The following is a 22114-nucleotide window of genomic DNA, read 5'->3' as shown; positions in this document are numbered from 1 at the left end:
CGCTGGGCGACCGCAGGCGTTCAGTCGTGAGCGACGTAGGAAGCGCACTTCAGCGGGAACAGCAGTCGCTCGGGTCCGCTGAGACCTTTCAGTGCATGTAGCTGGCCGTCGAAGAACTCCAACCCAGAGCCGACCAGCAAGTCCTTGACGATCGCCGAGACCAGCACCTCGCCGGGCCGCGCCGCCGCCGTGATGCGCGCTGCGATGTGCACTGCGAGCCCGGTGACGTGACCGGCGGCCGCGTCGCACTCGCCCGAGTGGATGCCGATACGCACGTCGAGGTCCATCGCCCGCAGTCCGTCCGCGATCGCCTCGCCGCACCGTACCGCGCGTGCCGGGCTGTCGAAGACCGCGAAGAACCCGTCGCCGGCGTTGTCGATCTCGCGGCCTCGATGGCGCGCCAGCTGGGTGCGAACGAGGTCGTTGTGGCGCCCGAGCAAGGCATGCCAAACCGCGTCGCCAAGCTGCTCGGCCAGCGTCGTGGACCCCACGATGTCGGTGAACAACAAGGTCAGCAGCGCACGGTGCGGGTCGCCCTGGTTGATGTCCTCCGCGAGGGGCGGCGGCAACCGTTGCGAGGCGGCGCCGATGAAGGCGATCGGCGGCTCTTCCCCGAAGACCAGCATGGGCAGCGGACACTTCGGGAAGCTGCAAAGAATCGCGGTCCAGCCGATTTCGCGCAGCGCCGCCTGAACCAGCGAGACGATGGCCGCCCCGTCCTCGCGGACGGCCATGAACCCTTCAGGAACAGCACCTTGCGCCATGCCAGCGGGTCGTTTCAGCGCGATCATGTGGACCTCCTTGCTCGAGCCTGCTGCCTATGTCGGCACGGGAATACACAGGCCGAGAGGGAGTTTCGGATCCGCCTCCCAAAGAGTCCTTTAGCGCGCCTAAGCGTTGCTAAAGCTGTTCGCAGCAGGCGACTCCGGATCCGGATCACAAACCAGCCGCCACGGCGACGCTGGTGGTACGGGCGGGGGGGCTGGACGGGCGCATGGCCTGCGGTTTACAGTCGGCGGCCCGCGTCGGAGCGGGCTCACGGGCGCGCGCCACGCACTCGTCGGCCGCATAAGCAGTCCAAGAATCGAGGAGGACATCTCCATGGCCGGCAAGAAGAGCAAGTCTCCAAAGGGCGCCGCTGTCGCGCCTTCCGGCGCGGCGGCCTCGGTGCCAGCGAATGCCGCGCCGGGCGAATCCGAGGCCGCTGAAGAAGCAGCGCCGCCCCGGACTGCCGACGTCACGGTGCAGGCCGTTGACGCGCCCGAAGCCGTGCAAATTGGTGTCAACCTTGACACTCTCGCCGATGCCAAGTACGGCTTGGCGCTCTACCTTGACCTCGAGCATCTTCAGGCACTGGGGCAGCTCGATGCGCTGAAGGCCTTTCTCGACGAGGTGAGCCTTCAGGCGGTCGCGGTCGGGAAGTCGTACAAGACAAAGTAGCCGCCGTGCATGACGGCGACCGATGACGAGCGCCTGCTGCGGCTGAACTCCAGCTGCCGCTGCAGGCCGCCGGCGGAGACGATTGAGCGCGCGTTTACCTTGATGTCGGCGCTTGGAATCAGCCGGGTTACCGACATCACGCGCATGGATCGCCTCGGATTGCCGGTGTTCGCAAGCGTGCGGCCGCGCGGCAGGACGCTGCGGGTCCACGCCGGCAAGGGGTTGCAGCCTATCGAAGCCCGGGTCGGCGCTTTGATGGAGGCGTTGGAGTATGCAGCTGCCGAGCCCCAGAACAGCCGTTGGCGAATGCAGACGTTGCGGGTCGGGGACGTTGTCGAGCAGTTCGGCTGCGCCGTGCATCTGATCGACTTTGCGCCGAAGGTGGGCATCGCGATCCAACTCTCGCAGCCGATACCGACTGTCGAGTGCGACGACCTGCGGGGCGATCGGAGCGTCCTACTGCCTGCCGAGCTCATCTTCGTGCCCTGCCCAGAAGCGCTCGGCAGTCAGCTCTTCGGCATGTCGACGACTGGTCTCGCATCCGGCAACTCGCTTGCCGAAGCCACGCTGCATGCGCTGCTCGAAGTGCTCGAGCGTGACGCGGTGTCGATGAACATGGCACGCGACGAGTCGAGCTGGGTGGTCGACCTGCCAGAACCCTTCCGCACCTTCGCTTCGACGTGGCAGGCGTTGGGGATCCACCTCAGCGTACGCTTCGTTCCGAATGAATTCGGGCTGGCCTGTTTCGAAGCGGTGCTGCACGAACCGTACAGCGCCGACGTGAACTTGGCTGGGGGATCTGGGCTGCACGTCGATCGCGAACTTGCGTTGGCGCGCGCCATTTGCGAAGCGGCGCAATCGCGCCTGAGCCATATCCATGGCGCACGCGACGACATCACGACGTTCTACGGAAAGTATGCTGATTGGAGCGAAGCCAAGCGCGTTGGCGTCGAGACCGCGCGGATCGAACGGATTTTTGATCTGCGCAGTACGGTCGAGTTCGATTCCGTGCCACACCAGTGCTTGGAAGGACTTGCACTGCCGACCGTGCTGCAGGGCTTGCTGGAGCGGCTGTCGCGCGCCGGATTCAGCGTGGCGTACCGACATCGGTTCGATCTCGACCTGAACGGTCTGCACGTCGTGAAAGTCGTAGTCCCGAAGTGCGAGGACGTCGAGCAGGATTCGCGCCGCGTCGGACCACGCCTGCTGGCGCGATTGGTCGGCAATGGCAGGCGATAGCGTCACCTTGTTCGCCGGCCCGTCGGCGTATGGTGTGCCGCGCGCGATGTTGGGCGAACGCACACAGCTGCTGCCGCCCGTGCAGCGCGGAGACATCGACCGCCTTCTGGCCACTGCCGAAGAACCTGGTGTCATCGTGGTGTGCGATGGTGTGTTCCAGATCGCGCCGGCGGTTTCTCACGCCGAGCTTTGTAACGCCATCGATCGCGGTTGGGCGGTGTGGGGCGTGTCGAGCATCGGCGCGATCCGTGCCTTCGAAATGCGAAACGAAGGGATGCGCGGCTTCGGGTACGTGCATTCGTTGTTCGGATCATTCGACGACTTCACCGACGATGAGATGTGTCTGCTGCACGCACCGGAGGAGCCTTACTTTCCGGTGTCGGAGGCGTTGGTCAATTTGCGCTATGCGCTCGAGCGCACGCGGTCGAGCTCCGGCATTACGCCGGAGGCCGAGCGGACGCTCATTTCTGCGCTACGCGCGCTGTGGTTCGGCGACCGGACGATCGAGAAGATGCGCGGCGTGATGGTCGACGAGGCACGCATCGACGTACAGAGTGCCGACCGCCTTCTGGCCTGGCTGCAGCGCTACCGGGTCAAGACGCTTGACCTGATCGAACTCATGACCCAGCGGCCGTGGGCGTCGCCGCAGGCTCGTTGAAGGGAAGGTCGCCGTTCACGTCGGTATGGCGATTGCCATCGCGTCGTTGATCGACATCGTTGCGCCAATCCGTCGCAGCTCTCGCAGCTTTTCGGCGCTCATCGCCTGCTCCAGCCGAGCGGTGGTTTCGTTGATGACAGCCGCTTCGGCAGGATCCGGTTCCTCGTCACGTTCGTGCCGCACCTCGCTGCCGAAGCCGCTGATCAGCGCAGCATCGACATGCCTGCCTTCCCTCGCGGCCGCCAGGGCGAAGATGTCCGCCGCAAGGTAGGCCAGGCTGGGCAGCGCGCGCAACGCGGCGCGCGCCGGCGCATATGCGGCCTGGCAGCGGCCGAGTTGCACCAATGCGAGCGCCTGATTGCACAGGATCAGCGCTCGTACGCGCGGCCGCAGGTTGCCGTCGTCGACGAAGTGCTGCGCCGCTTCGACAGCCTCCTCGAAGTGTCGTTCGATGAGCAGTTCGTCGGTGATCTGCACACGGCAGACGGCAGCCAGGGCATCGAAGCCAGCCCGTTCGGCGATTGTCTCGATCTCGCGTAGGCGGCCGATCGTGCGGCTGCGTTCGTATTGGAAACCGGCGGCGACGATACAGGTCAGGCGGGTCCTCAGCGGCAATTGCCGGTCCTCGATCTGCCGCATCAGCTCCCACGCTTCGTGGGCCTTGTCGCGCATGCCGGGTCGCGATTCGAACAGCCGAACCAGGAGCGCCAACGCGCGAAACTCCCCCGCCAGGTTGCCGGTCGAGCGGAAATCGTTCAGCGCCTGCTGCGCCAGCTGCGTGCCGGTCTCCCGGCTTCCGTCCACATAGTGAGCCCAGCTCAGCTCGACGCAGGCTGCCGCGCGCAATGCCGGCTCGGCGGAGCAGAGCAACTCGAGGGGAATGGAAGTCTGCGCGATTTCGGCTTGCAACTGCCCAAAGCAATCGATCTGGCCGAGCGCAGCGACGAGCCGCGCTACAAGGTCCGGATCTCCCGACTGGCTCGCCCACGCGAGCGCGGAGCGAACGTTGTGGCGCTCGTTCAGGTAGATCTGCGCCCACTCGCCGTCGCGCATGCGTTCGAGGTCGGTCTGCGCATTGGTGAACCATCCCGCGACGACGTGCGCGTGCTTTCGCCGCGCGGCCTCCGATTCGCCCGCCTCGTCGAGCCGTTGACGAGCGTATTCACGTGCGCTGTCGAGCAGTGTGAATCGGTGCGAGGGGTCGGCACAATGGTGGACTAGCGACTTGTCGACCAGCGCGCTGAGCGATTCCATCGTCTGGGGCTCATCGAGGGCGTGATCTTCATCGCCGATCCGGTGCACCAGACGCAGTGCCATTTGCAGCGTGAATCCGCCAACGAATGGTTCGAGTCGGCGAAACACCTTCTGATCCACCAGTGAGAGCAGGCCGTAGCTCCAATCAAAGGTGCTGCGGAGGGTGTGGTGCCGTGCAGGTCCACCGCGCGGCCCGCTGAGCAGTTGCAAACAGTTCGCGAGCTGGCGGTGGACTTCGGCCAGTCCCAGCGTTGCGATCCGAGATGCGACCATCTCGATCGCCAGCGGCAAGCCATCGAGCTTTCTGCAGATATCGATTGCAGCGGACATGTCCTCGCTGCGGAGGTCGAAGTGATGATTCGCCGCCGCGGCGCGTTGCTGCAACAGCGCGATCGAGCCGTATTGAAGGGCTCGCGTCGGCGACACGTGCGGCGGAGGAACTTCGAGTGGTTCGACTCGATAGACCATTTCGCCGGCGACGCGAAGCGGTGCCTGCGACGTGACCAGCCAATGAACGCCTGAAGCGCTCTCAAGTGCGCATTGAATGAGCTCAGCGACTCGTTCGATCAAGTGCTCGCAGTTGTCGATCACGATGAGCGCGCGAATCTGCGACATCGCGGCCACGAGGTCGCTTTGGGCGAGGCTCGTATTGTCCAGTTCGACGCCCAGAGTCTTGGCGACGAGCGGAATCACCTGCGCCGGCTCCCGAAGGGGGCCTAAGTCGACCCAGTAGACGTCTTCGGGTGCCGTATCGCCCTGCTGCGCCAGTATGGCCTTCGCCAGTGATGTCTTGCCCACGCCGCCGGTTCCGACGATGCTGACCAACTGAGCCGAGGCTGCCACCTGCACGAGTTCCTTCACGGCGGTGTCGCGGCCAACCAATTTGATCGGCACCACTTGTCGGACGACGTGAACGCGGGATCCGGTTGCACTCGCAGCCGGGGCCGCATCGGGGGGCGAGTCGTCTGCCTTCGCGGCGGTCAGGCGATAGCCGAGGCTTGCGACCGTGGCGATCGCATGCGCGCCCAGAATCTTTCGCAAGGTGGCGATTTGAACCGATACGTTGTTCTCTTCGACGACAAGTCCGGGCCATGCGGCATCGAGCAGTTGACCCTTGCTAACGACCTGACCGTGGCGGTTCGCCAACGCTACAAGCACATCGAACGCTCGGCTTCCAATGGGCGTCGGCTGGCCGCGCACCAGCAAGACGCGTTCGAGGACATTCAGCTCCCATTCCATGAATCGGAGCTTGTTGCGCTGAAGAAGTCCGGACATCGGTCGGCGTCGTGGAACTGTGCGACTGTAGCCGGGCGCCCGGGAGATCGCTACCGGCTTGCTGTGGGTATCATCGCCGGGTGGTCGGAACCGACCAGGAGTTGGCGATGCAAGGGAGAAGGGCGTTCCGTCGTGCCGGCGAGCTTGTGTTGTTGGCGTCGTTGAGTGCGTCCGTGCTCGGGCAGAGCCTTCCGCGGCCAACTAGGCGCGTGGATCAGAACACAGCGCAATCGGCACGGGGAAGCCCGAAAGCACCGCCGCAGCCGATGGTTGTGGCCGCCGAGGTGTCGCCGATCAATTCGATGACTATCGGTGCGTCCTATCTGCGAATGGATGGCGACGGCAGCGTGCGCTCAACTCCCTTCGTCCTAGAGCACGCACCCGGCACATGGACCCTCCGCCTTTTGGGCGACGGCTATTCGCGAGTCGGTGCCGGCGCAGACGCAGCTTCCGGATGGTCGGACGTCTCGCTCTTCGTCGCTCGGCGCTACGCGATTGCCGAAGACTGGATCCTGATGCCCCACGTTCAGCTGACCTTGCCCTCGCGGAGCGACGCGGGTTCCGAGCACGCCAGCCAGGATGTCGGCCTGTTGTCGATTCATCCCATTTCCAACAGCCTGACTTTGCTGGGCGCGGCCGTCCTGGTTCGGGGCGGCCCACCGGAGGTGGGTGCGAGTCGTTACGCGAAAGTGGGTCTGGCGGGCGCGCGGTACGCATGGACGGATGCGACCTTCGCAGTCCTCATGTTCCGGCGATCATTGACACGAGGTGCCGGTGACACCGCTGCCAACCTCGAACTCGACTTCCCCGTCTACCACCGTATAGGCGGCATCCTCACTGCGTCCCGCGGGCTGACCCCGGGGAGCCGGCATCGGGCGATTCAGTTCGACCTCGTATTTCCGTTCTGAGCGGGGCGGCGGTTGCTAGACGGCGCACCCTGATAGGGCCGACCCGCTGATCTCAATTCCCACTCAAATTCCTATGTAGGTCCTTCAGCGCCGCCGCGTCGGCGCTGCGCACGACTCGCGCACCACCAGGTCCATCGGCACATCGACGGCCTGGGGCGCCGCCGCCTTGCCGTCGCCCAACCGCTGCAGCAGCAGCTGCGCGGCAGCGCGGCCGGCGCGTTCGAGGTCGAAGTGCACGTAGCTCATCGGCGGATCGGCGAATTCCAGCAGCGCCGGGCTGCTGATCGCGATCACCGACAGGTCCCGGGGAATGGTCAAGCCTTGCGCGCGCAGCCATTGCATCGCGCCGGAAAGCAGCTGCGTGCCGAGGCCGATCAGCGCCGTCGGCGGGGAAGCCAGCGCCAGCAGCGCGCGCATGTCGTCGGCGCCGGACAGCGTCGGCGCCGCGGACAGGCGCAGCAGCTGCTCATCGACCGGCAGCTTCAGGCGCCGGTGCGCGTCGACATAACCCGCAACGCGCTCGTCCGCCGGCCGCAGGCCAGGCCCGGCGGTCAGCAGCGCGATGCGCCGATGGCCGAGCGAATGCAGGTAGCGCACCGCCTGCGCGATGCCCTCGCGGTGGCCCATGTGCACCTGGTCGCAGGGCAGCGCGAGGTCGCGGTCCATCATCACGAGCGGCAGCGTCGACGCGGCAAAGGGGTTCGCCGGCTCGTCGTGCCAGTTGAACGACGTGGTGACGACGGCGCCGTCCATGCCGCGGCGCTGGAACATCTCGAGGATCTGCACCTCGCGCTGCCGGCTGTGGTGCGAGTTCGCCAGCAGCAGCGTGTAGCCGTGCGGGTCGAGCTGCGCTTCGACCGCGGCGACGAAGGCGGCGTACAGCGGGTTCTGAATCTCGCTGACCATGCAGCCGATGGTCTGCGTGCGGCCCAGCCGCAGGCTGCGCGCGCCGGCGTGCGGCTGGTACTGCAGGCGCTGCGCGGCGGCGAGCACCTTGGCGCGCAGTTCGTCGCTGACGTAGCGGCCGCCGTTGAGCACGCGCGACACCGAGCCGATCGTCACGCCGGCGGCTTCGGCGACATCGCGCACCGAGACCCGTTTCGCCTTGTCCATCGGGTAAGTACTTAAAACGATTTCAGCATCCTATCGCAGAGGTGACATCCCGCGATTCGGCGGCGTTTATAAAATCGTTTTCATATCAACCCGATGGAGAGCCCGATGACCCGTGTGCCTTATGTCGACCTCGCTGCGGTCGAAGGTCCGCTCGGCGCGCGGCTGCGCGAGCGGCCGCCGCTGAACGTCTTTCGCGTGCTGCCGCATGCACCGGCCGCGGCCGCGGGATTCCTGGCGCTCGGGCAAGCGGTGCTGCGCGACGCGTCGCTGCCGGCGCGGCTGCGCGAGCTGGTGATCCTGCGCGTCGGCGCTTTGAGCGGCGCGCATTACGAGGTGCACCAGCACCGCAAGATGGCGCTTGCCGCCGGCGTGTCCGACGCGGCGATCGAGGCCGTGCTGACGATGCCCGGAACGCTCGCGTCGTGGCGTGCCGCCGCGCTGTCGCAAGCCGAATGCGCGGCGCTGACCTTCACCGACGAGGTGCTGCGCAACGTCAAGGCCGGCGACACCACCTATGCCGCGCTGGCCGCTCACTTCGGGCCGCAGCAGCAGATCGAGCTGCTGATGACGATCGGCTTCTACATGCTGGTGTCGCGGCTCCTGGAGAACCTGGAAGTGGACCTCGAGGACGTCGAGGTCGAGAACCTGGAGCTGCGCCATGGCTGAGCAATTGATCGAACCGCGGCGCCAGCTGTTCGCGCCGGCGCTGGGCCAGGCGGGCGCTGCCGCGCGGCTGGCCGGGCGCCGTGTGCTGGTGGTCGGCGCCGGCCAGCGCCGCAGCGGCGAGGCCGAGCCGCCGGTCGGCAACGGCCGCGCGATGGCGGTGCTGTTCGCGCGCGAAGGCGCGCAGGTCTGCTGCGCCGACATCGATGCCGACAGCGCCGGCGACACGGCCGCGTGGATCGAGCGCGAAGGCGGCTGGGCGCGGCCGCTGGTGGCCGATGTTGCGTGTGCCGAGACGATCGAACCGTTGGTCGCCGCGGCCACGCAGGCGATGGGCGGCCTCGACGGCCTGGTGATGAACGTCGGCATCGCCAACCACAACCCCTTCGGCCACGAGACCGCCGACGCGTGGGATGCCGTGCAGAACGTCAACCTGCGCGCGCACATGCTGGCGGCGCAGGCGGCAGCCGCGCGCATGACGGCCGGCGGCAGCATGGTGTTCGTGTCGTCCACGGCGTCGATCTCGCCGCAGTCGGGCCTGCCGGCCTACGAGACCTCGAAAGCCGCGCTCGCCGCGCTGGCCCGCGCGGTGGCCTTCGCGTCGCAGACGAACGGCCTGCGCGCCAATGTCATCGCGCCGGGCCTGATCGACACGCCACTCGGCCGCGAGGCCTCACGCCGGCGGCCGGCACGCGCGGCACGCGCACTGCCCTTCGGTCGCCAGGGCACGGCGTGGGAGGTGGCCTACGCGACGCTGTTCCTGCTCGGCGCCGAGTCCTCGTACGTCAACGGCCAGGTGCTGATCGCCGACGGCGGGCTGTCGATCGGCGCGGCGCGCAGCAGCGATGACTGAAGGACAGGCCATGCAGCACCCCCCCGATGCGCGCCGCCGCGCGCTGTGCACGACCCTCGCGGCATGGCCGCTGCTGGCGGCGCTGCCGGTCGCGCGCGCCCAGCCGCCCTGGCCCGCGAAGCCGATCCGCATGCTGATCCCCAGCGCCGGCGGCAGCGGGCCGGACATCCTGTGCCGCGTCTTCACCGAGCGCCTGGGCCAGGCGCTGAAGCAACCGGTGATCGTCGACAACCGGCCCGGTGCCAACGGCGTACTGGCGGTCGGCGAGGCGGTGCGTGCCCCGGGCGACGGTCACACGCTGCTGTTCGCCAGCTCGTCCTTCACCGTCATCAACCAGGCGCTGCAGCCGAAGCTGCCGTACCACGTGCTGACCGACCTGGTGCCGATCGCGCAGATCGCCTCCGGCGGCATCCACCTGGTCGTCAGCACGCGGCTGCCGGTGCACAACCTGAAGGAGCTGATCGCGCTGGCGAAAGCCAACCCCGGCAAGTACGACTGCGCGACCTGGGGCATCGGCTCCACCGGCCACCTGGCGCTGGAGCTGATCAAGGGCGAGGCCGGCATCGACCTGCGCCACGTGCCGTACAAGACCGTGTCGCAGATCTACCAGGACCTGCAGGGCGACCGCATCCAGATCGCCTTCGTCGATGCCACCAGCTCGCTGGCGCAGATCCGCGGCGGGCGCATCCGCGCCATCGCTGTCAGCGGCTCGCGCCGCATGCCGGCGCCACCGGACCTGCCGACCTTGGCCGAGCAGGGCATCCCGTTCAGCACCGACGCCTGGTACGGCGTGTTCGCGCCCAAGGGCACGCCGGCGGCGATCGTCGAGGTGCTGCACCGCGAGATCCTGGCCACGCTGACCGCGCCCGAGCTGCAGGAGCGCTTCCTGCAGCTGAACCTCGCCAACATGCCGCTGAAGACGCCGGCGCAGTTCGCGCAGACGGTGGCCGAGGACTTCCACACCTGGCGCAGCATCGCGCAGCGGCACAACATCCGGCTCGAGTAGGTGGAAGCGGATTCAGCCCGAATTCAGGCCGCGCTAAGGACGTTCAGGCCCGCGATGCGCAGACTGGCCATCAACCGGGCTCCGATGGAACCGGCAAGCGCTCGACGAACCCTGCGACCCAGGCGGCGAGCTCGTTCAGACCGGGTCGCGCGCTTCTGAAAGGACTTCGTATGAACGCGAACCTTGGGTCTCGGGCTTTTTGCGCCATCGCGGCTTCGCTGTGCGCGGCGCTGGGATTGCCGGCGCACGCGCAGCAGGCGTCTGCGGAGTTGTACCCGTCGCCGACCGTCGCGCGGGAGGCACGCATCGCCGCGGTAGTTGCCGCCACGCCGGCCGCACCTGTCGCAACGGCCGCACCTGTCGCAACGCCGAAGCCGCAGCAGCCGTCGCAAGCCGCCGCCGCCCAGGCCGCGCGAGGCACCCTCGTCTGCACTAATCCGCCGCAGGGCTACCTCGGCAGGATCTGGCGGTCCAACTGCCATCGCGTCCGTTGACCGTCGTCGCCGGCAGCGGACCCAAGCCGGCGCACCACCCCCTCCCGCCGGCCCTTCACCTGGGAGCCCGCATGAACGTCCTGCCCTGTTCCCTGCCGCCGCCTGGCTTGTGCGGTCCGGGTCGCATCAGCCGCCGCGGCGCACTCGCGGTTGTCGCCGCCAGCCTTGCGCCGGCGCACACACTGGCCGCTGGAGCGCTGCTGCTGATGATGCTGCCGAGCATCGCCACCGGCGTGCTGGCGCTGCTCGGTCTGCGCCAGCAGCTTGCGGTCGAGCGCGAACGCCACGACAGCGACCGCGACCGGTCGCGCGAGGCGCTGATGCTCGAACGCCAGCGGCTGGCGATGGACTGGCAGGCGGCGCAGCGCAACCAGCGCGTCACCTTGTTGACGACGCTGCTGCAGTTCGACGAAGACTTCCGCCGCTCGGCGATCGAGCAGCTGATGGGCAACGTCGCGGTCGATCGCGCGCATCGGCATCCGGTGACCGCCTTGCTCGCCGATGACCTCGACGGCCGCGGCAGCCGCGTCGGACTGCGCCACGGCCATCTCGCGGTCCAGCGCGGCGACGACGGCGGCTGGATCGACAACCAGCTGCTGGTCGACCTGGCGCGGACGCCGAATGCGGATGCTGAAGACCCGCTGCCCGTCCCGGTGACCGGCTTCGTGCGCGACCTGAATCGCCAGATGACGAACGCGCACCAGGAGCGCTTTGCACAGAGCATGCGCACGACCGTCGACGACGTGCGCCGCAACTGGGTGCTTGCCGGCGAGCGCAAGCTGTCGCGCGCGCGCAGGCCGAGCGGCCATCCCGACACCGTCGCCGCGGCTTTCATGCCGGCCAAGGGCAACGGCGCTGCGCGCTATGCGGTCACGATGGCGGGCTGATGCGTTGCCGCGGGCGGCTGCGGCATCGCTTGCAGCATCGCCTGTGGCGAGGTGCCGCCGCCGGCCGGCACGGCCACTCACGCTTGCAGCTGCCTTCGTGTTCGCGTTCGCGCTCGCAGGCTGCGCCTTCGCGCCTGTTGCGCAGCGCACGCCGGCATCGGATGCCGCAGCGCCGATCGTGATCAACGCGCAGACGGTCGGCACCGTCTGCCAGCCGGCCGATGCCGCGCCTGCTGGCGCCCAGCAGGTGCCGACATTCGGATTCGCGGCCCGCGCGTGCACCGGGCTGCCGCCGAACTTCGACGAGCCGACGCTGGTGATCGTCGGCCTGGACGCGACCGGTCCGCGCGCAACCGCCGCCGCCGCCGGGTTGCGCCTGGGCGACCGCATCGTCAGCTTCAACGGCTGCACGAGGCTGACGGAGCTGCAACTGAGCGCGAAGATCCGCGGCTACACGATCGGCAACGCTGCCGAGGTGGCCGTCGCGCGTTACGACGGCGACCGCTACGTGCCTGTCGTTGCACTGGTGCGCAGCGTCGCTGCCAGGCCGGCCAGGGCGCCTGCCGGCTCGTGCGCGGCCATCGGCTTGCGGCCGGCGGTCGCCGCGCACGCCCGCTGGCCCTAGCCGTGGCGAGATCGCACAGCGGCCCCATCCGGATCGAGTAGGGTGCGTGGGCGGGCGCGCTCACTCCACCATTCCCCACACCCGAGCTTTCCCGCCCCGGTGCCGCGTCGCGTGGAGCGGCTGCTCACCCAAAGCTTTCATAGCCCCAGGTAAGTCCTTATTTTTGAAGCACTTTTTACTTTTCCGAAGTGCTTGCACACTCGTTACTAAGTACTTGATTTCATTGATTATTTTTATCCGCTCGCGTTGACCCACCCCACTTCGTCGGCTAAAGTGTCGTGAAGTGGCGCAAGGTGGAGAATCGTGGCGGGGGTGGTCTTTCAAGGGACGTCAGCACTGACGCTGGACGTGAAGGGGCGGCTCAACGTCCCTTCGCGCCATCGCGACGCGCTGATGGCCGCCACCCATGGCCAGCTGACCCTGACCAAGCACCCGGTCGGCTGCCTGCTGCTGTTCCCGCGCCCGGCCTGGGAAGGCTTCCGCGACAAGCTGCTCGGCCTGCCGATGGCCGCCGACGGCTGGCGCCGCGTCTTCATCGGCAGCGCGGTCGACGTCGACATCGATTCGGCCGGCCGCCTGCATGTCTCGCCCGAGCTGCGAGCCGCGGCCGGGCTGGTCAAGGACGTGCTGCTGCTCGGCATGGGCCAGCGGCTCGAGCTGTGGGACACCGCCCGCTACGCCGCCCACGAGGCGCAGACGATGGCCGGTGAGATGCCCGATGCCATCAAGGACTTCGTCTTCTGATGTCCGCCGACAAGCAATGGCAGCACACCACCGTCCTCCTGGCCGAAGCGATCGATGCGATCGCCACGCGAGCGGACGGTGTGTACATCGACGGCACCTTCGGCCGCGGCGGGCACGCGCGTGCGCTGCTGGCGCGCTTGGGCGCGCAAGCGCGGCTCTTCGTCTTCGACAAGGACCCCGAGGCGATCGCCGAAGCCCATGCGCTGGCCGCCGCCGATCCGCGCGTGACGCCGGTGCACGCCAGCTTCACCGCGATGACCGAGGCGCTCGCCGAGCGCGGCATCACGCAAGTGCAGGGCGTGCTGCTCGACCTGGGCGTCAGCTCGCCGCAGATCGACAACCCCGCGCGGGGTTTCAGCTTCCGCTTCGAAGCGCCGCTGGACATGCGCATGGACACGACCCGCGGCGAGACCGCCGCGGACTTTCTGGCCCGGGCCGATGAACGGCAGATAGCAGAGGTGATCCGTGACTACGGCGAAGAACGGTTTGCTGTATCGATTGCAAAGGCGCTTGTTGCTCGCCGGACGGGCGGGAGTCCTGTTCGAACCACGAGCGAACTTTCCCAAGTCGTGGCTCGTGCGGTCAAAACCCGCGAACCGGGCCAGGACCCTGCAACGCGCACATTTCAAGCTCTTCGGATTTTCGTCAACGCTGAGCTCGAGGATCTCGAGCAGGCCCTGACCGGTTCGCTCACGCTGCTCGCTCCCGCTGGGCGCCTGGTCGTGATCAGCTTCCACTCACTCGAAGACCGCATCGTCAAGACCTTCATCGCGCGCGAAAGCCGCGCGACGGTGGACCGGCGCGCGCCGTTTGCCGAGCCGAAGCCGATGAAGCTGAAGGCATTGGGTCGCATCAAGCCGAGTGAAGCCGAGGTGGCCGCGAATCCGCGGTCACGCTCGGCGATCCTGCGTATTGCCGAACGTACGGCTGAGCGCACCGAGGCCTGACATGAACAGGCTGAACCTCTTGCTGCTGGTCGCCGTCATCGCCAGCAGCCTGCTGCTGATTCGCAGTGCCTACGACGCGCGGCGCCTGTTCGCCGAGATCCACAAGGCCGAATCCGAAGCGCTGCGCCTCGAAGGTGAATACAAGCGCCTCGAAGCCGAGCGCCAGGCGCAGGCCACCAGCCTGCGCGTCGAACGCACCGCACGCGAGAAGCTCGCGATGCGCACGGTGACGCCGGCCGTCACCCTTTACGTCATCGATCCCGCGGCTTCCGGAGTGCCACGATGAAGCTCTTCCAGCGCTCCACCACCCGCGGCGTCAACTACGCCACCAGCCCGCTGCTCGCGTCGAAGACGCCGAACTGGCGCAGCCGCTTCGTCGTCGCGCTGGTCGCCTTCAGCTTCGCCGGGCTGCTCGGCCGCGCGGCCTACGTGCAGCTGATCGGCCACGAGTTCTTCCAGAAGCAGGGCGAGAAGCGCTACGCCCACCGGCTGGACGTGCCCGCCAGCCGCGGCCGCATCCTCGACCGCCACGGGCTGCTGCTGGCCACCAGCGTGCCTTCGCCGAGCGTCTGGGCGATTCCGAAGGACTTCGAGGCGACGACGCTGCAGCGCCGCAAGCTGCTGCCGCTGCTCGGCATGGATGCCAAGGAGTTCGACGCGCGCCTGGCCTCCGGCAGCAACAACTTCGCGTGGATCAAGCGCCAGGTCGATGTCGATGCGTGGGCGCAGATCAAGGCACTCGGCATCAAGGGCCTGTACGAGACGCGCGAATACCGGCGCCGCTATCCGGAAGGTGAATCCGCCGCCCACGTCGTCGGCTTCACGAACATCGAGGACCAGGGCCAGGAAGGCATCGAGCTCGCCTTCCAGGCCGATCTGAAAGGGCACCGCGGTTCGCGCGAAGTCGTCAAGGATCGCTTGGGCCGAGTCGTCGAGGACATCGGCCAGGGCGTTGAATCGGCCAACGGTCGCGATGTGCAATTGGCGATCGACTCCAAAGTGCAGTTCTTCGCCTACCAGCGCGTGCGCGACGCCGTCGCCCAGCACAAGGCCAAGGCCGGCAGCGTCGTCGTGCTCGACGTGCAGACCGGCGAGATCCTGGCGCTCGCCAACTACCCGAGCTACGACCCCGGCGTGCGCCAGCGCCTGTCGGGTGACCAGCTGCGCAACCGCGCGCTGACCGATGTCTTCGAGCCCGGCTCGACGATGAAGCCCTTCATTGCCGCCTGGGCGCTGGAGACCGGCCGCGTGCGCACCGACACCCCGCTGCACACGGCCCCCGGCAGCCTCGTCGTCACCGGCGTGCCGATCCGCGACGCGCACCCGAACGGCATGTTGACGGTGGCCGAGGCGATCCAGAAGTCCAGCAACATCGGCACCGTGCGCATGGCGATGCAGATGCAGCCGCGCGAGCTGTGGGAGCTGTTCGCGAGCGTCGGCTACGGCCAGAAGCCGCAGATCGATTTCCCCGGCGCGGTGACCGGCCGGCTGCGCCCCTACAAGAGCTGGCGCCCGATCGAACAGGCGACGATGGCTTATGGCTATGGGCTGTCGGCCTCGCTGCTGCAGATGGCGCGTGCCTACACCGTGTTCGCCAACGACGGCGAGGTGATTCCGGTCAGCATGCTGCGCCAGGAGCAGCACGGTCCCGGCCTGCGCGTGATCTCGAAGGAAACCGCGCGTGACGTGCGCAAGATGCTGCAAGCCGCCGCCGGCCCCGGCGGCACCGGCCCGCTGGCGCAGACCATCGGTTATTCGGTCGGCGGCAAGAGCGGCACCGCGCACAAGCAGGAAGGCCGCGGTTACGCCAGCAACAAGTACCGCTCGTGGTTCGTCGGCATGGCGCCGATCGACAAGCCGCGCATCATCGTTGCCGTGATGGTCGACGAGCCGGGCAACGGCGTTTATTACGGCGGCGCGGTCGCCGCGCCGGTGTTCAGCCAGGTGGTGCAGCAGACGCTGCGCATGCTCGGCGTGCCGCCGGATCTGGATGTGAAGCCGCAGGTGGTCGCGAAGGCGCTGCCTGCCGTGCAAGAGAGTTTCTGAAAGAGCCAGTCGTGGACCCCAAGCTCATTTCATTCGCGGCCCCCAAGGGGCGCGGCGCCCTTCGGGCGGCCGGGCGGGCGCCATGTTGACCCGCTTGAAGTCCCCCGAAGCCGCCGCCCGCTGGCTCTCGGAATGGGTCACCGGCACCTTGCGCACCGACAGCCGCCAGGTGCGGCCGGGTGATGCCTTCATCGCCTGGCCCGGTTATGCCACCGACGGCCGCAAGTTCGTGCGCGCGGCGCTCGACGCTGGTGCCGCGACCTGCCTGGTCGAGGACGAGGGCATCGCGGCCTTCGGCTTCGACACCGATGGCCACGAAGGCTTCATCCACGGCAATGCCCGCATCGGCACGCTGCCCAAGCTGAAGGCCGCGACCGGGCCGATCGCCGCCGCGTATTTCGGCCGGCCGACCGAAGCGCTGCAGGTGGTTGCCGTCACCGGCACCAACGGCAAGAGCTCCACCGCCTGGTGGACCGCGCAGGCGCTGTCGCTGCTGGGCCAGCGCTGCGGCGTGGTCGGCACGCTGGGCATCGGCCAGCCGCCGCTGCCGGCCGGCGGCGTGCTCGGCGGCGCGATGCCGGCGGCCGGCTCGGTCGGCAGCGTGCAGTTCACCGGGCTGACGACGCCCGACCCGGTGATGCTGCAGGCTGCGTTCCGGCGCATGGCCGACGAGGCTTACGCCGCCTGCGCGATCGAGGCCTCGTCGATCGGCATCGCCGAGCACCGCCTCGCCGGCACGCGCATCCGCGTCGCGCAGTTCACCAACTTCACGCGCGACCACCTCGACTACCACGGTGACATGGCGGCCTACTGGGCGACCAAGCGCGCGCTGTTCGCGTGGGCCGAGCTCGAAGCCGCGGTGGTCAACATCGACGACGCCCAGGGAGCGGCGCTGGCCGCCGAATTGCAAGGCGGCACGCTCGATCTGTGGACGCTGTCGACCACCGGCCCGGCGCGCCTGGCCGCACAGAACGTGCGTTATGTCGACGGCGGCCTGGCCTTCGAACTGACCGAAGCGGGCACCAGCGTGCCGGTGCGCAGCACGCTGATCGGCGACTACAACGCCCACAACCTGCTCGGCGTGATCGGCGCGCTGCGCTCGCGCGGCATCACGCTGCAAGACGCGGTGCGCATCGTGCCGGCGTTGACGCCGGTGCCCGGCCGCATGCAGCGTGTCGCGCTCGCTGCCGCCGGCGTGCCGGAGCTGGTCGTCGACTATGCCCACACGCCCGATGCACTGGAAAAGGCGATCGCTGCGCTGCGCCCGCTGGCCGAGGCGCGCGGCGGCCGGCTGTGGTGCGCGTTCGGCTGCGGCGGCAACCGCGATGCGACCAAGCGCCCGTTGATGGGCGGCATCGCGCGGCGCCTGGCGGACCGCGTCATCGTCACCAGCGACAACCCGCGCCATGAAGACCCGGCGCAGATCCTGGCGCAGATCGTTGCCGGCATTGCCGATCAGACCGGCATCGAGGTCATCGAGGACCGCCGCGCTGCCATCGACCATGCGGTCGCGGAGGCCGATGCGCGTGATGTCGTGCTGATTGCCGGCAAGGGCCACGAGGACTACCAGGAGATAGCCGGCATCAAGCATGCGTTCTCCGATGTCGAGGTCGCCGCGGCGGCGCTGCTCGCGAGGAGCGGTTCGTGAGCGCGGACATGCTGATGACCCTCGGCGACGCGCACGCGCTGTTGCCCGGCTCGACGCTGGTCGGCGACCCGGCGACGCCGATCGCGCGCGTGCACACCGATACGCGCACGCTGCAGCCCGGCGACCTGTTCGTCGCGCTGCGTGGCGAGCGCTTCGATGCGCATGACTTCCTGCCGCAGGCGAAAGCCGCCGGCGCGGCGGCCGTGCTGGCCGAGCGCGGACTGAACGAGGCCGGCCTCGCCGGGCTGTTGGTCACTGACGCGCTGGCTGCATTGCAGCAGCTGGCCACCGCCTGGCGCGCCCGCTTCACGCTGCCGCTGATCGTCGTCGCCGGCAGCAACGGCAAGACGACGGTGACGCAGATGATCGGCTCGATCCTGCGCCGCTGGCATCGCGACGCAGCGCTGATCACCGCCGGCAACCTGAACAACCACATCGGCGTGCCGCTGACGCTGCTGCGCTTGCGGCCGGAGCACCAGGTCGCGGTGGTCGAGCTCGGCATGAACCACCCGGGCGAGATCGCGCAGCTGGCGCGTTTCGCGCAGCCGACGGTGGCCATCGTCACCAACGCGCAGCGCGAGCACCAGGAATTCATGAGCTCGGTCGAAGCGGTGGCGCGCGAGAACGGCGCGGCGATCGAGGCGCTGCCGGCGCATGGCGTCGCCGTCTACCCGGCCGACGATGCGCAGGCCCCCGTGTGGCACGACCTGGCCGGCGCGCGCGGGCACCTGACCTTCGCGCTGCACGGCCAGGCCGATGTGGTCGACGAAGCGATCTGGGTCGACGACCACTGGGTGCTGCGGATCGCGACACCCGCGGGCCGCACCGAGTTCCTGCTCTACGCCGCCGGCGAGCACAACGTGCGTAACGCGCTCGCCGCCACCGCCGCGGCGCTGGCCGCCGGTGCGCCGCTGGAAGCGGTGATGCGCGGGCTCGAAGCCTTCCGGCCGGTGTCGGGGCGTTCGCAGGTCGGCCGCATTCAGCTCGGCGGCCAGAGCGTCACGCTGGTCAACGACAGCTACAACGCGAATCCCGATTCGGTGCGCGCGGCCATTGCCCTGCTGGCGTCGTTGCCGGCGCCGCACTGGCTGCTGCTCGGCGACATGGGCGAGGTCGGCGACCAGGGCCCGGCATTCCACGCCGAGGTCGGCGGATTTGCGCGCGAACGCGGCATCGCGAATTTCTGGTGCGCCGGTGCATTGATGGCGCATGCGGCGGCGGCCTATGGTGCCGGCGCGCGCCACCTGCCGAACACCGAGGCGCTGATCGCCGCGCTGCCGCTGGCGCCCGAATGCCGGTCGGTGCTGGTCAAAGGCTCGCGCTTCATGGCAATGGAACGCGTCGTCAAGGCCTTGCAAGGCACGAACCCGACGGGAGGCTCGCATGCTGCTTAGCCTGTCGCAATGGTTGCTCGGCCTCTATCCCGAGTGGGGTTTCCTGCGCGTCTTCCAGTACCTGACCTTCCGCGCGGTGATGTCGGCGATGACGGCGATGACCATCGGCCTGACCTTCGGCCCGTGGGTCATCCGCAAGCTGACCCAATTGAAGATCGGCCAGCCGGTGCGCGCCTATGGCGTCGAATCGCACCTGAAGAAACACGGCACGCCGACGATGGGCGGCGTCCTGATCCTGATCGGCATCGGCACCGCCACGCTGCTGTGGTTCGACTGGAGCAACCGCTTCGTCTGGGTCGTGATGCTGGTGACCTTTGGTTTCGGCGCAATCGGCTGGGTCGACGACTGGCGCAAGGTCGTGCACAAGAACCCCGAGGGCATGAGCTCGAAGGAAAAGTTCTTCTGGCAGTCGGTGATCGGCCTGGTGGCGGCGCTGTACCTCGCGTTCAGCGTGTCCGAGACGACGAACCTGCGCGTGCTGGAGCTCTTCATCCGCTGGGTGCAGAGCGGCTTCTCGAACGACCTGCCGCCGAAGGCCGACCTGATGCTGCCGTTCTTCAAGACGGTGAGTTATCCGCTCGGTGTCTTCGGCTTCATCGTGTCGACCTACTTCGTGATCGTCGGCGCGAGCAATGCCGTCAATTTCACCGACGGGCTCGACGGCCTGGCGATCATGCCGGTGGTGCTGGTCGGCTCGGCGCTGGGCATCTTCGCCTACATCGTCGGCAGCTCGGTGTATTCGAAATACCTGCTGTTCCCGTACATCCCGGGCGCCGGCGAATTGCTGATCTTCTGCGGCGCCTTGGCCGGTGCCGGCCTGGCGTTCCTGTGGTTCAACGCACATCCGGCGCATGTCTTCATGGGCGACGTCGGCGCGCTGTCATTGGGCGGCGCGCTCGGCACGATCGCGGTGATCACGCGCCAGGAAATCGTGCTCGGCATCATGGGCGGCGTGTTCGTCGCCGAGGTGCTGTCGGTGATGCTGCAGGTGGCCTGGTTCAAGTACACGAAGAAGAAGACCGGCGAGGGCCGGCGCATCTTCAAGATGGCGCCGCTGCACCACCACTTCGAGAAATCCGGCTGGACCGAAACGCAGGTCGTGATCCGCTTCTGGATCATCACGATGCTGCTGTGCCTGGTCGGCCTGGCGAGCCTGAAGCTGCGATGAAGTTCCTCAAAGGCCGCTCCGTCCTCGTGCTGGGCCTCGGTGAATCGGGGCTGGCGATGGCGCGCTGGTGCGCGCGCTGCGGCGCGGACGTGGCGGTGTGGGATTCGCGCGAAGCGCCGCCGCAATTGGCGGCATTGCAATCGCAATTGCCGGCAGTGCGTTTCTTCAGTGGTGAATTGCCGCCGGAGCAGTTGCGCGACGTGCACCTGGTCTTGAAGAGCCCCGGCCTCGCGCCGGGCGATGCACGCATCGCGCCACTGCTCGCTGCGGCGCGCGCGACCGGTGTGCGCATCGCCGGCGAGCTGGACTTGTTCGCCCACGCGCTCGCCGACCTGAAGGAAGAACGCGGCTATGCACCGAAGGTGCTGGCGATCACCGGCACCAATGGCAAGACGACGACGACGGCGATGACCGCGCTGCTGGTCGAGCGCGCCGGCAAGCGGGTCGGCATGGCCGGCAACATCGGGCCGACGATGCTCGATACGCTGGCCGGGGCGCTGGACCAGGAGCCGTTGCCCGCAACCGACGAGCCCGTTGCGCTGGTGGTCGAGCCCGAGCCGTCAATCGCCGCAGAGGACGCGCTTGCAGCCGAAGAGCCTGTCGACGGCGACGTGCCCAGCGAACCCATCCCGCTCGCCGACGACGACGCGCCGCTGCAGCTCGCGCCGCCGCCGCCGTCGGCACCTGTCTTCGAACACCTGCCGGACGTCTGGGTGCTGGAGCTGTCGAGCTTCCAGCTCGATGGCGTGCAGGGGTTCGAGCCCAGCGCCGCCGCGGTGCTGAACCTCACGCAGGACCACCTCGACTGGCATGGTTCGATGGCCGCCTATGGCGCGGCCAAGGCGCGCATCTTCGGCCCGGCACCGGACAGCAAGACGGTGATGGTCATCAACCGCGACGACGTCGCCGTCGAGGCGATGATCCCGCCGCCGTTGGTGATCAAGGGCGCACGCGGTCGCGCAGCGAAGCCCCAGCATCGCAAGGTACTGCGCTTCGGGCTCGACGCGCCGCAGCGCCCGGGAGACTTCGGCCTGGTGATCGAGAACGGCATGGCCTGGCTGGTGCGCGCGCTCGAGGCCGACGAAACCATCAAGCGCCGCAAGGACGAGGCCGAAGAGATCCATCTGCAGCGCCTGATGCCGGCCGATGCGCTGCGCGTGCGCGGCCGCCACAACGCCGCGAACGCGCTGGCCGCGCTGGCGCTGGCGACGGCGATCGGCTGCCCGCTGGCGCCGATGCTGCATGGCCTGCGCGAATACACCGGCGAGCCGCACCGCGTCGAGTTCATCGCCACGGTCGGCGGCATCGAGGCCTTCGACGACAGCAAGGGCACGAATGTCGGCGCGACCGTCGCCGCGCTCGATGGCCTGGGGGCCGACAAGGCGCCGGGCAAGCTGGTCGTGATCCTCGGCGGCGACGGCAAGGGCCAGGACTTCGCGCCGCTGGCCGCTCCGATCGTGCGTCATGCGCGGGCGGTGGCGCTGATCGGCCGCGATGCGGGCGTCATCGAAGCGGCGCTCGCCGCCGGCGGCGTGCCGATGCAGCGCCATCAGACGCTCGAAGGCGCGGTCGAGTGGTGCTTCGCCCAGGCGTTAGCCGGTGACGCGGTGCTGCTGAGCCCCGCCTGCGCGAGCCTGGACATGTTCCGCAACTACGCGCACCGCTCCGAGGTGTTCGTTCAGGCGGTGCAGGCGCGCGCGCATGAGCTGGGGGAGGCCCTGTGAGCGCGGTGTTCGCCCAGGTCTTCAGCCC

At 68.3% G+C, this 22114-nt stretch carries 21 protein-coding genes; 18 read left to right on the top strand and 3 right to left on the bottom strand.

The features are described from left to right. Nucleotides 1–20: 20 nt before the first annotated feature. Nucleotides 21–791 (bottom strand): adenylate/guanylate cyclase domain-containing protein, encoded by a 771-nt coding sequence (locus HLB44_RS31580; RefSeq protein ID WP_173132914.1) that lies wholly within the window; start codon nt 789–791, stop codon nt 21–23. A gap of 310 nt (nt 792–1101) precedes the next feature. On the opposite strand from HLB44_RS31580, the gene HLB44_RS31575 reads away from it, so the two are divergent. From HLB44_RS31575 to HLB44_RS31565, 3 genes are read left to right on the top strand one after another with little or no spacing between them, the layout of a single operon-like run. Beyond that, a complete protein-coding gene (locus HLB44_RS31575) occupies nt 1102–1440 on the top strand; it encodes a hypothetical protein (RefSeq protein ID WP_173132911.1) in 339 nt (112 codons plus the stop codon). Nucleotides 1441–1449: 9 nt separating this feature from the next. Continuing rightward, the gene (locus HLB44_RS31570; protein ID WP_173132908.1) at nt 1450–2679 is read left to right on the top strand and encodes a YcaO-like family protein; all 1230 of its coding nucleotides are present in this window, start codon (nt 1450–1452) and stop codon (nt 2677–2679) included. Beyond that, nucleotides 2666–3337, top strand: a complete 672-nt coding sequence (locus HLB44_RS31565; protein WP_173132904.1) for a TfuA-like protein — start codon at nt 2666–2668, stop codon at nt 3335–3337. Before HLB44_RS31570 ends, HLB44_RS31565 begins: the two co-directional genes overlap by 14 nt. 15 nt (nt 3338–3352) lie before the next feature. Here HLB44_RS31565 and HLB44_RS31560 read toward each other — a convergent pair whose 3' ends face one another. Then, nucleotides 3353–5866 carry an ATP-binding protein gene (locus HLB44_RS31560; RefSeq protein ID WP_173132901.1) on the bottom strand — a complete coding sequence of 838 codons (2514 nt, stop codon included), beginning with the start codon at nt 5864–5866 and terminating at the stop codon, nt 3353–3355. A 266-nt stretch (nt 5867–6132) separates the two neighbouring features. On the opposite strand from HLB44_RS31560, the gene HLB44_RS31555 reads away from it, so the two are divergent. Continuing rightward, a complete protein-coding gene (locus HLB44_RS31555; RefSeq protein ID WP_173132898.1) occupies nt 6133–6774 on the top strand; it encodes a hypothetical protein in 642 nt (213 codons plus the stop codon). Nucleotides 6775–6858: 84 nt separating this feature from the next. Here the strand turns inward: HLB44_RS31555 and HLB44_RS31550 are convergent, their stop codons facing one another. Beyond that, the gene (locus HLB44_RS31550) at nt 6859–7887 is read right to left on the bottom strand and encodes a LacI family DNA-binding transcriptional regulator (protein WP_173132895.1); all 1029 of its coding nucleotides are present in this window, start codon (nt 7885–7887) and stop codon (nt 6859–6861) included. Between the two features lie 105 nt (nt 7888–7992). Here HLB44_RS31550 and HLB44_RS31545 point away from each other — a divergent pair, with 105 nt between their 5' ends. From HLB44_RS31545 to murD, 14 genes are all read left to right on the top strand, one after another. After that, nucleotides 7993–8553: a carboxymuconolactone decarboxylase family protein gene (locus tag HLB44_RS31545; RefSeq protein ID WP_173132892.1), complete on the top strand. Its 561-nt coding sequence runs from the start codon at nt 7993–7995 to the stop codon at nt 8551–8553. After that, complete coding sequence (locus HLB44_RS31540) at nt 8546–9403, top strand: SDR family NAD(P)-dependent oxidoreductase (protein ID WP_173132889.1); 858 nt, start codon at nt 8546–8548, stop codon at nt 9401–9403. The genes HLB44_RS31545 and HLB44_RS31540 overlap by 8 nt, the downstream gene beginning before the upstream one ends. Before the next feature lie 10 nt (nt 9404–9413). Next, nucleotides 9414–10409 carry a Bug family tripartite tricarboxylate transporter substrate binding protein gene (locus HLB44_RS31535; protein WP_173132885.1) on the top strand — a complete coding sequence of 332 codons (996 nt, stop codon included), beginning with the start codon at nt 9414–9416 and terminating at the stop codon, nt 10407–10409. Nucleotides 10410–10579: 170 nt separating this feature from the next. After that, nucleotides 10580–10903 carry a hypothetical protein gene (locus tag HLB44_RS31530; RefSeq protein WP_173132882.1) on the top strand — a complete coding sequence of 108 codons (324 nt, stop codon included), beginning with the start codon at nt 10580–10582 and terminating at the stop codon, nt 10901–10903. Between the two features lie 71 nt (nt 10904–10974). Further along, complete coding sequence (locus HLB44_RS31525) at nt 10975–11790, top strand: hypothetical protein (protein ID WP_173132880.1); 816 nt, start codon at nt 10975–10977, stop codon at nt 11788–11790. Between the two features lie 97 nt (nt 11791–11887). Next, a complete protein-coding gene (locus HLB44_RS31520; RefSeq protein ID WP_173132877.1) occupies nt 11888–12415 on the top strand; it encodes a PDZ domain-containing protein in 528 nt (175 codons plus the stop codon). 303 nt (nt 12416–12718) lie between these two features. Beyond that, a complete protein-coding gene (locus HLB44_RS31515; RefSeq protein ID WP_173132874.1) occupies nt 12719–13159 on the top strand; it encodes a division/cell wall cluster transcriptional repressor MraZ in 441 nt (146 codons plus the stop codon). Continuing rightward, nucleotides 13159–14106 (top strand): 16S rRNA (cytosine(1402)-N(4))-methyltransferase RsmH, encoded by a 948-nt coding sequence (gene rsmH, locus HLB44_RS31510; protein ID WP_173132872.1) that lies wholly within the window; start codon nt 13159–13161, stop codon nt 14104–14106. The genes HLB44_RS31515 and rsmH overlap by 1 nt, the downstream gene beginning before the upstream one ends. A gap of 1 nt (nt 14107) precedes the next feature. Next, nucleotides 14108–14392, top strand: coding sequence for a cell division protein FtsL (ftsL, locus tag HLB44_RS31505; RefSeq protein ID WP_173132870.1), 285 nt, complete (start codon nt 14108–14110; stop codon nt 14390–14392). Then, nucleotides 14389–16152, top strand: a complete 1764-nt coding sequence (locus tag HLB44_RS31500) for a peptidoglycan D,D-transpeptidase FtsI family protein (RefSeq protein ID WP_173132868.1) — start codon at nt 14389–14391, stop codon at nt 16150–16152. Before ftsL ends, HLB44_RS31500 begins: the two co-directional genes overlap by 4 nt. Nucleotides 16153–16234: 82 nt before the next feature. Continuing rightward, the gene (locus tag HLB44_RS31495) at nt 16235–17800 is read left to right on the top strand and encodes a Mur ligase family protein (protein WP_173132866.1); all 1566 of its coding nucleotides are present in this window, start codon (nt 16235–16237) and stop codon (nt 17798–17800) included. 8 nt (nt 17801–17808) lie between these two features. Further along, nucleotides 17809–19194: a UDP-N-acetylmuramoyl-tripeptide--D-alanyl-D-alanine ligase gene (locus HLB44_RS31490; RefSeq protein ID WP_246312584.1), complete on the top strand. Its 1386-nt coding sequence runs from the start codon at nt 17809–17811 to the stop codon at nt 19192–19194. Then, nucleotides 19184–20362 carry a phospho-N-acetylmuramoyl-pentapeptide-transferase gene (mraY, locus tag HLB44_RS31485; protein ID WP_173132864.1) on the top strand — a complete coding sequence of 393 codons (1179 nt, stop codon included), beginning with the start codon at nt 19184–19186 and terminating at the stop codon, nt 20360–20362. The genes HLB44_RS31490 and mraY overlap by 11 nt, the downstream gene beginning before the upstream one ends. Next, nucleotides 20359–22086 (top strand): UDP-N-acetylmuramoyl-L-alanine--D-glutamate ligase, encoded by a 1728-nt coding sequence (gene murD / locus HLB44_RS31480; RefSeq protein ID WP_173132862.1) that lies wholly within the window; start codon nt 20359–20361, stop codon nt 22084–22086. Before mraY ends, murD begins: the two co-directional genes overlap by 4 nt. Nucleotides 22087–22114 lie beyond the last annotated feature (28 nt).

Source organism: Pseudaquabacterium terrae (assembly GCF_013266755.1).
Lineage (GTDB): Bacteria > Pseudomonadota > Gammaproteobacteria > Burkholderiales > Burkholderiaceae_C > Pseudaquabacterium > Pseudaquabacterium terrae.
Note: the sequence above shows the minus strand (reverse complement) of the source record. Positions and strands in the feature narration are given on the sequence as shown.